Source organism: Anaerosporomusa subterranea (genome assembly GCF_001611555.1).
Lineage (GTDB): Bacteria > Bacillota > Negativicutes > Sporomusales > Acetonemataceae > Anaerosporomusa > Anaerosporomusa subterranea.
Genome location: NZ_LSGP01000006.1, coordinates 13,079 through 27,444, shown reverse-complemented (window position 1 = coordinate 27,444; position 14,366 = coordinate 13,079). Strand labels below are relative to the sequence as shown.

Annotated in this window: 12 protein-coding genes; 6 read left to right on the top strand and 6 right to left on the bottom strand. The window is 41.2% G+C overall.

The genetic code is table 11. The features are described 5' to 3' along the window. Positions 1-138: 138 nt before the first annotated feature. Both AXX12_RS18645 and AXX12_RS02295 read left to right on the top strand, forming a co-directional pair. The gene (locus tag AXX12_RS18645) at positions 139-345 is read left to right on the top strand and encodes an integrase core domain-containing protein (protein WP_074431321.1); all 207 of its coding nucleotides are present in this window, start codon (positions 139-141) and stop codon (positions 343-345) included. Between the two features lie 479 nt (positions 346-824). Beyond that, positions 825-1,337, top strand: coding sequence for an excisionase family DNA-binding protein (locus AXX12_RS02295; protein WP_066237581.1), 513 nt, complete (start codon positions 825-827; stop codon positions 1,335-1,337). Between the two features lie 114 nt (positions 1,338-1,451). On the opposite strand, the gene AXX12_RS02290 is transcribed toward AXX12_RS02295, so the two are convergent. Both AXX12_RS02290 and AXX12_RS02285 read right to left on the bottom strand, forming a co-directional pair. Next, positions 1,452-2,153 (bottom strand): diadenylate cyclase, encoded by a 702-nt coding sequence (locus AXX12_RS02290; protein ID WP_066237578.1) that lies wholly within the window; start codon positions 2,151-2,153, stop codon positions 1,452-1,454. A 391-nt stretch (positions 2,154-2,544) separates the two neighbouring features. Continuing rightward, positions 2,545-3,540 (bottom strand): YeiH family protein, encoded by a 996-nt coding sequence (locus AXX12_RS02285; RefSeq protein WP_231881759.1) that lies wholly within the window; start codon positions 3,538-3,540, stop codon positions 2,545-2,547. Positions 3,541-3,652: 112 nt separating this feature from the next. Here AXX12_RS02285 and AXX12_RS02280 point away from each other — a divergent pair, with 112 nt between their 5' ends. After that, positions 3,653-4,555: a LysR family transcriptional regulator gene (locus AXX12_RS02280; RefSeq protein ID WP_066237576.1), complete on the top strand. Its 903-nt coding sequence runs from the start codon at positions 3,653-3,655 to the stop codon at positions 4,553-4,555. 193 nt (positions 4,556-4,748) lie between these two features. On the opposite strand, the gene AXX12_RS02275 is transcribed toward AXX12_RS02280, so the two are convergent. Further along, the gene (locus tag AXX12_RS02275) at positions 4,749-5,150 is read right to left on the bottom strand and encodes a hypothetical protein (protein ID WP_066237573.1); all 402 of its coding nucleotides are present in this window, start codon (positions 5,148-5,150) and stop codon (positions 4,749-4,751) included. A gap of 439 nt (positions 5,151-5,589) precedes the next feature. Here AXX12_RS02275 and AXX12_RS02270 point away from each other — a divergent pair, with 439 nt between their 5' ends. Further along, positions 5,590-8,244, top strand: coding sequence for a calcium-translocating P-type ATPase, PMCA-type (locus AXX12_RS02270; protein WP_066237570.1), 2,655 nt, complete (start codon positions 5,590-5,592; stop codon positions 8,242-8,244). A 456-nt stretch (positions 8,245-8,700) separates the two neighbouring features. Here the strand turns inward: AXX12_RS02270 and AXX12_RS02260 are convergent, their stop codons facing one another. Next, positions 8,701-10,713, bottom strand: a complete 2,013-nt coding sequence (locus AXX12_RS02260) for a Na+/H+ antiporter (protein WP_066237563.1) — start codon at positions 10,711-10,713, stop codon at positions 8,701-8,703. A gap of 429 nt (positions 10,714-11,142) precedes the next feature. Between AXX12_RS02260 and AXX12_RS02255 the strand changes: the two genes are divergently transcribed. Both AXX12_RS02255 and AXX12_RS02250 read left to right on the top strand, forming a co-directional pair. After that, positions 11,143-11,865: a 4Fe-4S binding protein gene (locus AXX12_RS02255; RefSeq protein WP_066237561.1), complete on the top strand. Its 723-nt coding sequence runs from the start codon at positions 11,143-11,145 to the stop codon at positions 11,863-11,865. Between the two features lie 261 nt (positions 11,866-12,126). Beyond that, entirely contained in the window at positions 12,127-12,621 is a 495-nt protein-coding gene (locus AXX12_RS02250; RefSeq protein WP_197470624.1) for an acyl-CoA thioesterase, read from the top strand. Between the two features lie 105 nt (positions 12,622-12,726). Here the strand turns inward: AXX12_RS02250 and AXX12_RS19140 are convergent, their stop codons facing one another. Together AXX12_RS19140 and AXX12_RS02245 are read right to left on the bottom strand one after the other, a co-directional pair. After that, positions 12,727-12,870, bottom strand: a complete 144-nt coding sequence (locus AXX12_RS19140; RefSeq protein WP_156478570.1) for a hypothetical protein — start codon at positions 12,868-12,870, stop codon at positions 12,727-12,729. 237 nt (positions 12,871-13,107) lie between these two features. Continuing rightward, positions 13,108-14,067: a sensor domain-containing diguanylate cyclase gene (locus AXX12_RS02245; protein WP_066237559.1), complete on the bottom strand. Its 960-nt coding sequence runs from the start codon at positions 14,065-14,067 to the stop codon at positions 13,108-13,110. Positions 14,068-14,366 lie beyond the last annotated feature (299 nt).

Sequence of the window (14,366 nt, the reverse complement as noted above, 5' to 3'; positions counted from 1 at the left end):
AAAGCATCAATCTTGTAACCAGGACAATTAAAGATGCGCTACAAAAAGATAAGGCCGCCGATGGACTAGTACTCCACAGCGACCAAGGCTTCCAATACATCTCTCACACGTATTTTCGCCTGACCCAAGAGTATATCAATGTCAAGACGAGGCAATTGCTTAGATAACGCCTGTATGGAGAACTTCTGCGGCATGCTGAAGACTGAATGGATACAGCGACGTAAGTTCACTACCATCGACGAAGCCCGAGAAGCGATTGAACAGTATATTCATTACTACGACTACGAGCGTTGCCATCTAAAAACAAAACTGACACCGCATGAGAAACGGTGCCAGTGTGCGTAGTCTTGATTAATTCTACGCATAGGGTTTCTAATTCGTCTCCTTAGCCAGGATTCACTTCACCGGTGGGCGGTTTTTCTATATCGTAACCGTTTTCTTTCATTCAGCATATTATGAATTATATCTAGCTAGGAGGTGTGTTTTATGGGCCGTGGCTTTGGCGGATGCGGATTTGGCGGAAGTGGAAGTGCGATTATCATCATCATTATCATCATACTTCTGCTTTTCAGCTTTGATGACTTCGATTCTTGTTCAATCTGATAATTTTATGTCACTGGGAAAATCGAAACTGCCCCATTCTTGATTATTTTCAAGTGCCTCCTTCAATAAAATGCCCTAACACCAGGGGCATTTTATTTTTGTAACAGTGTGCCCTTTTTTTCATTGCACATGCAGGTGCATATACTGTCTGGCGAGAATTCATATAGTGTTTGCGGACGGTATGCAGAATGTATATGCAATTGCATAGGGAGGATTAGACATTGGGTGATTTAAGCATAGATCAAGTAGCTCAATTACTAGGTGTTTCTAAAGATACTATACGCAGGAGAATAAAATCTGGAGAATACCAAGCGGAAAAGGTAGTAGGAGCTTACGGCGAAGAGTGGCGGCTACCAGAATTTCAGTTTAATAAAGCAATAGAGATAAAAGAAGCTGTGCCTATGGCTGGGGAAGTTATTGTGCCTATGGCTAGGCAAGTTACTGTTGCAGAGCTTGAACAGGCGATGCAAAGGCTTATGCAAAATGCTGCAAACAAAGCGATGAGCCGAGCTTTGCAAGAACAGACGACAAAGATTAAAGAAGAGTTGCAAGAAACAAAAGCAGAACTTAAAGAAGAGTTGCGAGAGGCTAAAGAAACTATAGATATTCTTACAGAACGAATAGATACTCAAGGCCTAGCTTTAAATAATCACTTTCAATTAGTGGACGAGCGTTTAAGGGCAATAGCAGAAAAAAACAAAAAGAAATCACTTTGGGCGAGAATCTTTAGCTAAGAGTGAAGTAGCATAAGTCGGGAGCGTATTTTTTCGGTGTAAATGGATTTCCCGAAGTAAACTGCGCCTCACGTTGCCCGCCTATGACGCAGGGTCGCCCCATACTTACTGAGACTATTGTAAAGTTTTATTCAGGGGCTGATAGTCGATAGCAGCGGGATTGAAATTTTGATTTATACCGTGTTCGCACATATTAACCCCAATAGGATGCAAAACACCATGTTGAATTACGGATACCTTTCTTGTTTCCTCGGAAACAGCGAGGATAATAGCGTCGGTACGGTTGCTTAGCCCAAGCGCGGCACGGTGACGGGTTCCAAGTCTTTTTCCCTCCTTAGTATATTTCTCAATGGATAGGGGGAGTACACAGCCTGCAGATACTATTTTTCCATCTCTAATGATTACCGCGCCATCGTGCAAAGGATTTCCCGGATAGAAGATAGACTCCAAAAGTAATGCCGATGCTTCTGCACCGATAAAAGTGCCGGTAGTGTTACAGGCGATGATGAATTGTTCCAAACTGTCAGTCTGTTCTATGGCTATCAAAGCTCCATGTCCTTTTTCTGACAGGGTTGTGACGGCATTGGTTATTTCCTCCATTCCTGTTACCGTGGATAAAAAGGACGTTTGGAAGTGATAGAGGGAGGCCAATTCATTTAACTCTAGGGAGAGATCTTTAATAGTTTTGATCTCACATAATAGACATCCTTCTTTATGATCCAGCGCATCAACGATGATTTTAGTCTTTATTGATATTTCCTCTAGCTTATCTCGAAGATGCTTTTTCTTCTCGTCATCTAATTGGCATAATGTCACGGATAAACTCCCCCTTATAAGTAACTACGAGTTAATTAAGGTTTAAATGATATAGAATCTTGTAGAAATATACTGAGAGGATGACTACTCCTATCATGATATTATTACCTCTCTAGCGGCATATTATAAACTGTCTAGGTGATTAGGTGATATAGAACAAGTTTACTGTTCTAGGTAGTTTCCTAAACCGCGTGCAGTGGTTCGAGTCCTCCCGGGCCACCATATAGAAATTAAGGCTTCAAGAGTATTTAGCTCTTGAAGCCTTTTGCATTCTAGGGACGATTTTACTTATTTTGTCGCTTGCGTAGTCCGACGAGCGCGAATCCCATAGGGGAAGGGGTAAATAATCATGTACCGCACGATTAAAGTTAAAATACAGCTGTTATCCGTGTTACCATAGCATCAAATTATACTGCGCAATAAGTGATATAAGAGCTACCGCTATCCAGCACGATAGTCCGAGAAGTATGGGGTTAATACCATTGCTGATTAGATCGTTTAGATGTGTATTTAGACCTATGGCAGTCATGGCCATGATGATAAAAAACTTTCCAATCTGGGCAAGCATTTTGCCAATAGAAGGTGCAATAAATCCTGTTGTGCTTATAACAGAAGCCGCAAGAAAGCCTAAAACAAACCATGGGAATATTTTTAAGAAGCTAAAACTATTGTTGCTGCCGTTTTTTCTTGCTGTAAAAATAGCAAGTGCTAATGTGATTGGTACAATCATCAGTGTACGGGTTAATTTTACTATTGTAGCGAAATTACCTGCTTCGTGGCTGTAAGAATATCCTGCAGCAACAACAGAAGAAGTGTCATTAATTGCAGTTCCTGCCCACATCCCAAACCCAATATCACTCATGCCGAGAAGGTGACCTGCGAAGGGGAAAACAAATACTGCGGCTATATTAAATAAAAATATTGTTGATATCGAATAGGCAACATCTTTATCGGTGGCAGATATAACAGGGGCCGTTGCGGCTATTGCCGAGCCGCCGCATATTGCAGTGCCTACGCCGATTAAGATACTTGTATTTCCTGCAAGCTTTAAATAATGCCCGACAATCCCTGCGGTAATAAATGCGGCACTTAATGTAAAAACCATGATATACAGAGACTGGCCGCCTACTTCAAAGATATTAAACAGATTCATTTCAAATCCAAGTAGTATGATAGAAGCTTTCAGTATTGTTTTTGATGTGAATGTAATACCCTTCTCGAAATTGGAGGGTCTTTTCCAAAATGCGATAATCATGCCTAATACTATTCCAAATACCGGGCCGCCTATTAATGGAGCTAATCTTCCCAAAAACCAGGCCAAAATGGCTATAGCACCAGCTAGACAAACTCCTGGTGCTATTCTGTTAGAGTTACTGGTTATTGTCACGCAGACTCCTCCTCTTTCTACTGTGATAATAACATTTGAAAATCGACATGTAAAATACTATAATACTATTAAAATGATAGGCATTTACCTATAGCGAAAAAAGAGGGTTACTATGACATTGCGACATTTGAATGTTTTTTTGTGTGTATCTGATGAAGGAAATATGACAGCAGCGGCTGATAAACTTCACATAGCACAACCATCAGTGAGCCAGACAATCGCGGAGCTTGAGAAGTATTACAATGTAAAATTGTTTGAAAGGCTTGGACGGAAGCTATTTCTTACTATTGCTGGTCAAAAGTTGATGACTTATGCACGGCACATCGTAAATCTAAGTAGAGAAGTGGAAGATGTGATGCGTGAGCACGAACATAATGGAGTCATAAGGCTAGGTGCGAGTGTTACTGTCGGAACTTGCATTTTGAGTGATATCATCGGTGAATTTGTTAAATGCAATTCTAATGTCAAAATTATTTCATCTGTTAACAATACAAAAATAATCGAAGGAATGTTGCTGTTGGATAAGGTGGATATAGGATTGGTTGAAGGTAAGATTCATTCCCCAGGGATATTGTGTGAGCCGTTTATGGATGATGAGCTTGTATTCGTGAGTGGTGTCTCTCATCCCTTAGCCCAAAAAGGTAGTGTCAAGCTATCAGAAATTGATAATATGGAATTTATTGTGAGAGAGGAGGGGAGTGGTACTCGTGAACTTTTTGAGTCAGTGATGAATAGCAAAGGAATCCCTTGGCAGATATATGGAGTTTATAATAATGCTGAGACAATTAAGAATACTGTGGCTGCTGGGCTTGCAATTTCAGTAATGTCAAGGATGGCAGTTCAAAAGGAAGTAAAAAATCGTGAATTAGCTATCGTAGATGTAGATGGGCTTTATTTTAAGAGGCAGTTTAGCATTGTTTATCATAAAAACAAGTATATCTCGCCTCTTTTACATAATTTTATTCAATTATGTATGGGCCATAAGAACATAGAGAATGGCAGAAGTTACTCTTAACGAATTAACGGATTGGCTGAGTTCTCCTGGCAAAAACAAGCTAAGTAATCTAATCTGCGTGCCGGTGGTTCGAGGCCTCCCGGGCGCCCCATATGTGAATTAGGCTCCGTAGACATTTAGTCTATGGAGCCTGTTGCTTTGACCGTATTATCTATGAATTTTCTGGTTTGTTCCTAATAGAATAGTATTCTTCCTAGAGCCGCGTAGCTCGATACTGATAATTGACATTCCACTTGACATCATAATAGTTGAAGTAAGCCCTACTTACGTTGGTAATGCGGAATGTCCAACGGACAGAATCGCCGGGGTATAACGTAACATTTAAATCGTTGAATGTCGCTGCTGCCTGCAACCACCATCGGGTATTGTGCTGACGAAAATAAACTTTTAATTCTTGCCAATTGATCCAAGTAATTGTCTGGGTGCCGTTGTTATAGAAGTAGCCTTCAATAATCAATCTTCCGTGGCTGTCGTAATAGACCTGTTCTGTTTGCCAATGAAGGCTGGGAGCGGCCAGCGCAGTAGATGCAAATCCGGCTAGTAGCCCACACAACAGGAGAAAGCAGATCAGCAAGCGAACCCTGATGCTATTCACACTATTCATCTCCAAATTATAAATTACTGTATAGTATTGAATCGTGTGGCACCTGGTGACTCGATGTTAGCTCTTTATTACTTGAATTTATTTGCCTGTTTTGGCAGGAATAGATGATCAATGAAAGAAAATGATATAAAGTAGGCCGGATTCAACCACTATATTCCACGGTATCCATGATCCGGCAGTTCCCTGGAAAAGGCTAAAATGACGCATCCGAGTATTGGCTACATGTGATATTCCATACTTGCAATTATGGACAGCGCTATTCGCGTATACATAACCTTCGTCATAGTGGTTAAACTTCTAACACCGCGTCAGCATCCAGGCTAATTTTCCTATGTATTTATGCGCCGACAAGCAAGCCTGTAAGGGCCTTCCTCTCTTAGGACGGGATTGGTCGCTTGAATATATAGCCAAATGAAAGGAGTGTGACTGTATGTGGTTTTCAAAATCACAGGAAGAAGCTCTGAACGAACTAAATGTCAACCCAGCTACGGGACTGACTACGACAGAAGCGAAAGCTAGACTTGAGAAGTATGGAGCAAATAAGCTAAAGGGTAAACCGAAAAAAAGCTTAATTTCGTTATTCTTTGAGCAACTTCAGGATATGTTAATCTATGTTCTGCTAGGCGCAGCAGTTATTACTGTTGCCATTGGCGAATATGTAGACGCAGTTATTATCCTTTTGGTAGTTGTTTTGAACGCAGTTATCGGTGTCGTTCAAGAGTACAAAGCGGAAAAGGCAATAGAAGCACTTCAGGCAATGACTACTCCAAGATCACTGGTAAGACGTGATGGAGAAGTAAAGGAAATCAATTCAGAAGAGATTGTCCTTGGCGATATTATCGTCCTTGACGCCGGCAGATTTGTACCTGCTGATCTTAGGCTGATAGAAAGTGCCAATCTTCAAATAGAGGAATCAGCGCTTACGGGAGAATCTGTCCCTTCTGAGAAGAATGCAGATGATTTACACGAAGACCCTAAGACTCCTATTGGCGATAAATCAAATATGGCATTTATGTCAACACTAGCTACTTATGGCAGAGGTGAAGGTGCTGTTATAGCAACCGCGATGGACACTGAAATTGGCAAGATTGCTACGATATTGGATGAAGATATTGAGGAAATGACTCCACTACAAAAGAGGCTGGATGAGCTAGGAAAGACATTAGGATTCATCGCTATTGGAATATGTGTGCTAATATTTATCATTGCCCTATTCCAAAAGAGAGATTTATTTGAGATGTTCTTAACAGCAATAAGCTTAGCTGTTGCTGCTATTCCGGAAGGACTGCCGGCTATAGTTGCTATCGTTCTTGCACTAGGCGTTACTAGAATGTCCAAGATAAACGCGATAGTTAAAAAGCTTCCGGCCGTTGAAACACTTGGTTCTGTAAGCATAATTTGTTCGGATAAAACAGGAACACTTACTCAGAACAAGATGACGGTTGTAAAATTTTATACTTTCGATAACCTCAAGGATGTCCAGGCGGAAGCAATGGGACAGACTGCAGAACAAGACGAAAAGGAACTAATGAAATCCTTTGTTCTATGTTCAGATGCAACCTATGAAAATGGACAAAGCACAGGTGACCCCACGGAGGTTGCTTTAGTTGTACTTGGTGATAAATATAACCTAGCCAGAAGAACGCTGCATTCAGAGTATAAACGTGTTGGCGAAAGGCCATTTGATTCAGATAGAAAGCTAATGTCTACTCTCAATAAGGAAGAAAATGCATATAGGGTTCATACCAAAGGTGCGATCGATAATATTCTAACGATATCAAAAAACGCCTTAGTTAATGGTCAAGTTATTCCATTAACTGAAGAGATGAAAGCAAATTACTTAAAGATTGCTGAAGAAATGTCAGATAATGCATTGAGAGTTCTTGGTGCGGCATTTAAAGATACTGTTAGTATCATCGACCCGGAAGCAATGGAAAAAGACTTAACCGTCATTGGGATAGTTGGTATGATAGATCCTCCTAGACTTGAGGTTAAGGATTCAATAGTTGAAGCTAAGAGCGCTGGTATTACTCCGATAATGATAACTGGAGATCACAAAAATACAGCAGTTGCCATTGCCAAGGAACTTGGAATTGCAGCTTCTATACAACAGAGTATTACTGGCGCTGAAATCGATGAATTATCTGATGAAGAATTCTCAAGAAGAATAAAGGATTATCGAGTATTCGCCAGAGTATCACCAGAGCATAAGGTCAAAATAGTTCAAGCGTTTCAGTCACATGGGAATATAGTTTCTATGACTGGTGACGGCGTTAATGACGCTCCTTCACTAAAGAAGGCAGATATAGGCGTTGCGATGGGTATCACAGGTACTGACGTTTCTAAGGGTGCTAGTGATATGATACTTACAGATGATAACTTTTCCACGATAGTTCATGCGATAGAAGAAGGAAGAAATATATACAATAACATTAAGAAATCAGTCATATTCCTTCTTTCATGCAACCTAGGCGAGGTTGTTGCCATCTTTATATCCGTATTATTCTTCTGGCCAGTACCTCTTCTAGCAACTCAGTTACTTTGGATTAACTTAATTACTGATACATTGCCGGCTATTGCTCTTGGTGTGGATCCTGGTGATAAAGATGTTATGAAGAAAAAACCCAGAGATCCCAAAGAAAGCTTCTTTGCAAATGGTGCCGGCGTTAGAGCTATACTTGGCGGAACTCTAATTGGGGCTCTTACGCTAGCTGCCTTCTACTTTGGATTGCGTGAATACGGCTATAGCTTCGGGTCAAAGACTATACCAGAAGAGGTATTAACCTATGCTAGAACGATGGCATTTGTAGTTCTTGCTGGTTCACAGTTATTCTACTCATTAGCGATGAGAAATCCTACTAAGTCAATTTTACAAGTTGGATTATTCTCTAATATGTACCTAATCGGTGCGATAGTAGTCGGGTTTATTTTACAACTTGTAGTTATATCAGTGCCGTTTCTTGCAAGTGCATTTAAGGTTCAAATGCTTTCAGCAGGAGACTGGGGGCTAGTAATACTGTTTAGCCTAATTCCATTAGCACTAAAGGAAATCGCTAAGTTATTTATGAGTGAAAGGGAAAATTGAGCTAGGTAGAAAAATACGACTAGGATTCAGGTGAAGTTTTAACTCCATCTAAATCCTAGTCGTACTTATCTGACGCCCAAACGAAGATAAGTAGGTTGGGGGAACGAGTATGGATGATGACAACGAGAAGGAGAAAAAAGTTTTAGGGCTTGAATGAAAACCGGGGTCGGAGGATGAGTCCGCACTTCTTATCTGTGCTTTTCTAGGGCAATTTTGGGGCTGCTTCCATGTCGGGGAAGCTGATCAAACTTGATACCCGAATATCTTGTGATACGCTGCCAACCATGAATAAAGAGAGCTGTCTTCTCTCCATCGGGGTTCAAGTCTTCTACGAAAATCTTGACCCCTTTTCCTACTTCAATGTAGGACATTTCATGTCATCTCACGTTACTTTGTTAAATATACCACTAATATGGTATGTGTTTTAACATAAAAAGGTGACGGTGCCTTCCTGAATTAGCTGCTAAGGTCATCATCGAGAATAGTTGCTTCGAAAAAATTAATTGATTTTCGTAACTTATTTGCAATGTCGCGGCTGATCTCGCCGCTTTCAAAAAGAGCTTGAACTTCATTTCGCTCCAATTGAACGGCCTTTAGCTGTAGTTCCTTTTTTTGTTTAGTAAACAATGCTCTTTTTTGCGGATGCTGCGCCTTTGTACTCAATCGTTCAATGGACTTATGATAACTGACAATAAGGTCTAGCGAAGCTTGTCGCGTTTCCTCGCTCATGTGTTCTCTAATGGCCGCAATCGCAGCTTTAGATAATTCTATTTTTGCGAGCAGGTATTCTTCCGATTTTATTGTTTCTTGGTTAGACGAAAGCCATCTAGAGATAGCTCGTTTTACTAAAGCAATGAAATGAAATAATTGAAATTGTAGTTTATTTGACAAAGCTACTTCCACTGCATTGATGTGTTCTTGAAGGTGGTATGCTGTATCTTGAGAGATCTGCCCGGTTTGCAGTAAATGTTCTGTCTCTATTTGCTCGGCCTGAAGTCCGATCATGCGAATAGCCATTTCCTGTCCGAAGGGTTGTCCTATCGAATAGTTGTTTTCATTTTTTAGAGGCAGTTGCCTGAATTCATAGTAACGAGAAATGACAGACAAAGTTGCTGCCTTGTTTTCATAATTCATTTCTTCTTTTAATGCTTGAATCACGCCCCTCATAATTTTCTTGCGGGCTATATATTCTGCCGCTACTTGATTTGAAACGATAGAGTTTACGCCAATTTTAGCTAGGATCGGCAACATAATACTGGCTGAAACCAGGGTAAAAAGAATAACGCCAGCCGCCAGAAAGATAATTAATGCACGCTCAGGAAAGGGACTTCCGTCCTGTAAGACATAGGGAATGGAAAATGCACCGGCTAGTGTAACAGCGCCCCGGACACCGGATAGAGAAATTAAGAGAACAGAGCGCATGCGTGAGATATGCAGATCTGTCTTCTCCAACATCCACTTATCATTCCAAAATAAATAATTCCAGACAAATCGAAGTAGTATCAAGGCTAGAGAAATGACAATGCTGTAGAAAATAACCTGGGTATTGCTAATTGCAATATCATGGAAGATTACTCTTGTCACATCTGGGATCTGTAACCCGAGAATCAAAAACACAACTCCGTTTAAAATAAATAGAATGACAGACCAGGTACTTACTGAAACTATTTGCAATTTTGCCATCCTTGATTCTGAGTTATCACGTTCAATTGCATGAATGATACCGCCTGCGACAACAGCTAAGATACCTGATACTCCGACTTCTTCCGCAAACAGATAAATGACAAAAGGAGTTAGAATCTGGATCAACATATGCATTGTTGCGTCTTCCATTCCTAAACGGCGAATGAATAGACGCAAGCGTATAATAACAAATGAAAGTAATATCCCGCTAACAAGTCCGCCAATAGAAATGAGGAAAAAACTAGTTGTTGCTTGCGCCAATGAAAAAAAACCGGTAACGGCTGCCGCAACGGCAAATTTAAAAGCGACCAGACCGGAAGCGTCATTCATCAAGGCTTCTCCCTCAAGAAGATGCATTATTCCCTTGGGTAGAGCGCTTCGTCCCGCTAAAGCTCCAACGGCAACAGCGTCTGTCGGTGATAGAATGGCCGCTAATGCAAAAGCTGCTGGCAAGGGAATCGATGGAATCATCCAATGAATAACATATCCCATAACAAATACTGTAACAAATACTAATCCCAACGCTAGCCAAAGAATCGGCAACCGTAAATTCCATAGCGCTTCTCTTGGCATACGTGTTCCATCATTAAATAAAAGGGGAGCAATAAATAATACGAAAAATAACTCGGGATTTAACGGCAAATGTATACCAGAGGGAAGATAGGCAACAATGACGCCTAATCCAATTTGAATCAATGGTACGGGAACAAAGGGAATAAACCGGTTTAAAATATTGGATAGAGCGATCAAGCATAGCAGAAGCAGTATAACAAGGAACAATTCCATATGTGGTGTTTTACCTCCCGACATTTTAGGCTACTTGAGTGATAAGATTGCTAAACAGGCCTTTCGTAGTTGTAGGTTGTGCATTTACGGCGGTGATATCCCCGTTATGTTCTCGATGGTTACTTCACCGCTACAGGTTCTGGCATTACGATTTTACAGAAGACTTGATGATCTGCAATCCATTTGGCGCTAGGAGTGCAAGACCGGGATTTATCAACTCGGTAAAAACGGTTAAAGATTTGCTTTGATCTTCTGTTGGTATTCCGATGTCGGTGTCCTCAATCGTGATGCCTAAATAATTATTGCTTTTCATGAGTTAATCGTAATTCTAACCTGATTTTAATCTATATCTAATAAAAATATAAAATTCACCTGATATCCTATTGCAAAGAGTAAGCAATCAAATTGCATGTGGAAAGGTGATTACAGATGATTAACAATTGTAAGCTGCAAAGCGGCAAGGCGAATTTCGCAGATTTGCAAAGGATGCAGCAGATTAGAAACATAGTACAAATAATATTTTTACTAGTAGTGGTAGCCGGATTATACTCTAGTATCAGGCCAGTACTGATTATTTTGTTACCGTTGGCCTTTGTTGCCGGGAACTATTTCTGCGGCTGGATTTGTCCATTTGGAACGGCTCAGGATATATTCGGGAAGATAGGATCGCTTTTTTGGGAGCGAAAACTTAAAATGCCGCCAAAGTTTCAGCGCTATGCACAATATTCGAGGTACCTGTTGATGGCGGCAGTATTGCTGCTGGGCGCTAAGACACTCACAGATGTAGTTCCGATTAATGCCTATAAATCTTTTATGGCAGTTGCTGGAGGGCGAACCGTTCAAACCGCAGCTCTTCTCGTTGTAGGCGGTTTTTTGGCAGTTGCGCTTTTCTTTGAAAGACCTTTTTGCAACTATGCTTGTTCAGAGGGTATTAAGTTTGGCGTGGCGAGTCTAACGCGGTTTTTTACGATCAAAAGAAATCCAGAGACCTGCGTGAATTGTAAACAGTGCGACAAGGCTTGCCCAATGAATATTCAGGTTTCTGCCGGCCAAAATGTCCGTAACGCACAATGTATCAATTGCTTTAAATGTATTGCCGCTTGTCCAGTAAACAATACGCTGACTTATGGAAAAGCTACTTTGAAACGTTAGATGTCTGAAATATATTGAGGAATTTTTAGCGCAGCCTGTAAACCGCCGCCCTCTTAGGTCGGAGGCCTATAGGCTGTCTTCTTTATGTGAGTCTGGATAGTTCTCATTGGAGTCCGTTGGCGAACTAATAGAAACCAGACCATCAGCTTCAAGGTTAACTTTGTATCGTAATGGCCTCGTATATTCCAGTGAATTCAAACTAAGACTACATACTGTAAGCTTAGTAACCGGATCAACGGAGCAGAAAAAGGGGATTAATAGATGAAAAGCAAAACAATACAAGAATCTACTGTAACAATGTCTATGGTAATGCTTCCTCATCAAGCAAACGTTGCCGGAAATGTTCATGGCGGAGAAATAATGAAGATGATGGATAATGCAGCGTATGTTGCTGCCCATAAACACGCCCGTTCAAGTGTTGTAACAGCCAGGGTAGATGAGCTTATATTCCATCAGCCGATTTATGTCGGAAATTTAGTAACTTGCCACGCCTACTTGACGTTTGTCGGAAAATCTTCTATGGAGGTTTCAGTTGTCGTGTCCGTGGAGGATCTTTATAAGGAGAAATCGTCAAATTGTGCTTTAACAGCATTATTTTCGATGGTAGCCATAAATGCTGGCGGGCATCCAATGCCTGTGCCTTCTTTAGAACTTACAACAGATCATGAAAAGGCGGTATTTGAGGAGGCTAAGCTTAGATACGAAGCGAATCGAAACAAGGAAAGAGTATGTATTTTACCAAGTAACTTAACTTAAGAGGGGTCATGCCCTCGCAGGAGCACCATAAGAAGGTTAAAGAGACTTCAAGAGTCATAGGGCTCTTGAAGTCTCTTGTTTCTTAGCAAAGCGTGGGCATCTTTTCTATTCGCTTAAACGTAGGTTATTCTCCGCATAGGACAGTAAATGTGTGACGGCAGGCGACAGATAGCCATTCGTCCGCCAGACCATTTGAATGACTATTGAACAATGCGGCTTGCGGACACGAATCAGCGAAACCTTCTGCATATCAAGCCTCTAACTATAGTAGCATTTATCTGATTGGCGTAGCGCTGATTCTCGTCGCCGCCGTTCAATATTTTGCTCTAACGCGAGCCGAAGAATTGGTAAAGCCCCAGCCCGAGGCTTCCTTTGCCGATCGCGATTTGTAAGCCGAGATATAAACTAGGAGGCCGGGGGCTGTGTTTTTACACAACCCCCGGCCTCCTAGTTTGTTTTATTCTGGGTTAAACAATAATAATGTGATCACCGGTTTGATCTGATAGAGTGAAAGCGATTTTTCTGTTGATTATTTATAGCGGGTGCGACTTTACTCGTTTGCGGCTCCTCTGTTTCTTTTTCATCAAGGGAAGCCTTAGTAGCGCGCTCTATGATGTAGTCTAGCGTGTCATAACTTTGCGAGATTGCGTAACCGACCGACACCTTAATGGGTATAGTCTCCTCGCCAACGGAAAAGTCAGCTTCAGAAATGAGCGTTTTTAATTTACCTGCCAGAAGCAGGAGCAGACTCTTATTGGTGGTTTCCACAACGGCAATAAAGCTTGCTCCATGCCACCTCCCGATAATGCTGGGAAAACTAATACCGGTGGACAACTTCTTTGCGACCATTTTCAGCAGCCTATCGGCTCTTGAAACGCCATACACCTCATTAATCGCTCGAAAACCAGTAATGTTGATATATAGGATGCTAAACGCTTTCCTCTTTTCAGGCGCTTCCGTCAGCATTGCTTGCAGTCTATTTTCGATATATTGCTTACTGAATAACTCAGAAAGAGAGTCAATATAGGCAGCTTTAGTTAAAGCGCCCACCTTATCCTGCCCGAGCTTTTGACGAGAATTATCGGAGATTAATTCAATGAAGCCCGTAATTTCGCCGTCTTTATCATGGACGGGGAAGGTTCTGATCGTGACAGGAACGAGATGCCCCTCTTTATGGACAATAAACATAAAGTTTTCTTGTAGTTTTCCTTCTTCAATAACTTTTGTGCTTAGGCATTGTTTGTCACAAAGCTGCTCGCCGTTAATATTGGTATGAGATATGACTTGACAGCACTTTTGCATGGCGATTTCATCTAATCGATAGCCGGTGATAGTTTCAGCACCGCTATTCCAATAGAGAATATTCTTGTTTAAATCAGTGAAGTAGACACCTTCATCCAGATAATCAAGTACATTATTTATAAATACTTTAAAATAATCGTACATAGGTTGTGCCTCCTTCATTCGTCATTTAATGATAAATTCTGACACCAATTAGAAAGTTCCTGCTTGGCTGCTGAGGCCTACTGCAGAAGCTGTAAAATCTAATGCAAATCTATTGAAACTGGCTGCTAGGGTGAACGCCAGAGATCCTGCTTGCGGGACGGCAGTCGCAAGATCATCCATATCCCCGAAGTCAGGAGATGGAAGGTGATGTCATTGTCTTGCAGAACATCTCCACCAATAATCAGGCGGCAAAGATGAAGGCGGCAGAGCGCTCGGGGCTTTGTTGTCTCTAATTGACT

Excerpts from the sequence above, each read along its gene's own strand:
- AXX12_RS02270 (WP_066237570.1), top strand. The coding sequence starts at position 5,590 with ATGTGGTTTTCAAAATCACAGGAAGAAGCTCTGAACGAACTAAATGTC.
- AXX12_RS02260 (WP_066237563.1), bottom strand. The coding sequence starts at position 10,713 with ATGGAATTGTTCCTTGTTATACTGCTTCTGCTATGCTTGATCGCTCTA.
- AXX12_RS02250 (WP_197470624.1), top strand. The coding sequence starts at position 12,127 with ATGAAAAGCAAAACAATACAAGAATCTACTGTAACAATGTCTATGGTA.
- AXX12_RS19140 (WP_156478570.1), bottom strand. The coding sequence starts at position 12,870 with ATGCAGAAGGTTTCGCTGATTCGTGTCCGCAAGCCGCATTGTTCAATA.
- AXX12_RS18645 (WP_074431321.1), top strand. The coding sequence starts at position 139 with ATGTCAAGACGAGGCAATTGCTTAGATAACGCCTGTATGGAGAACTTC.
- AXX12_RS02280 (WP_066237576.1), top strand. The coding sequence starts at position 3,653 with ATGACATTGCGACATTTGAATGTTTTTTTGTGTGTATCTGATGAAGGA.
- AXX12_RS02255 (WP_066237561.1), top strand. The coding sequence starts at position 11,143 with ATGATTAACAATTGTAAGCTGCAAAGCGGCAAGGCGAATTTCGCAGAT.
- AXX12_RS02245 (WP_066237559.1), bottom strand. The coding sequence starts at position 14,067 with ATGTACGATTATTTTAAAGTATTTATAAATAATGTACTTGATTATCTG.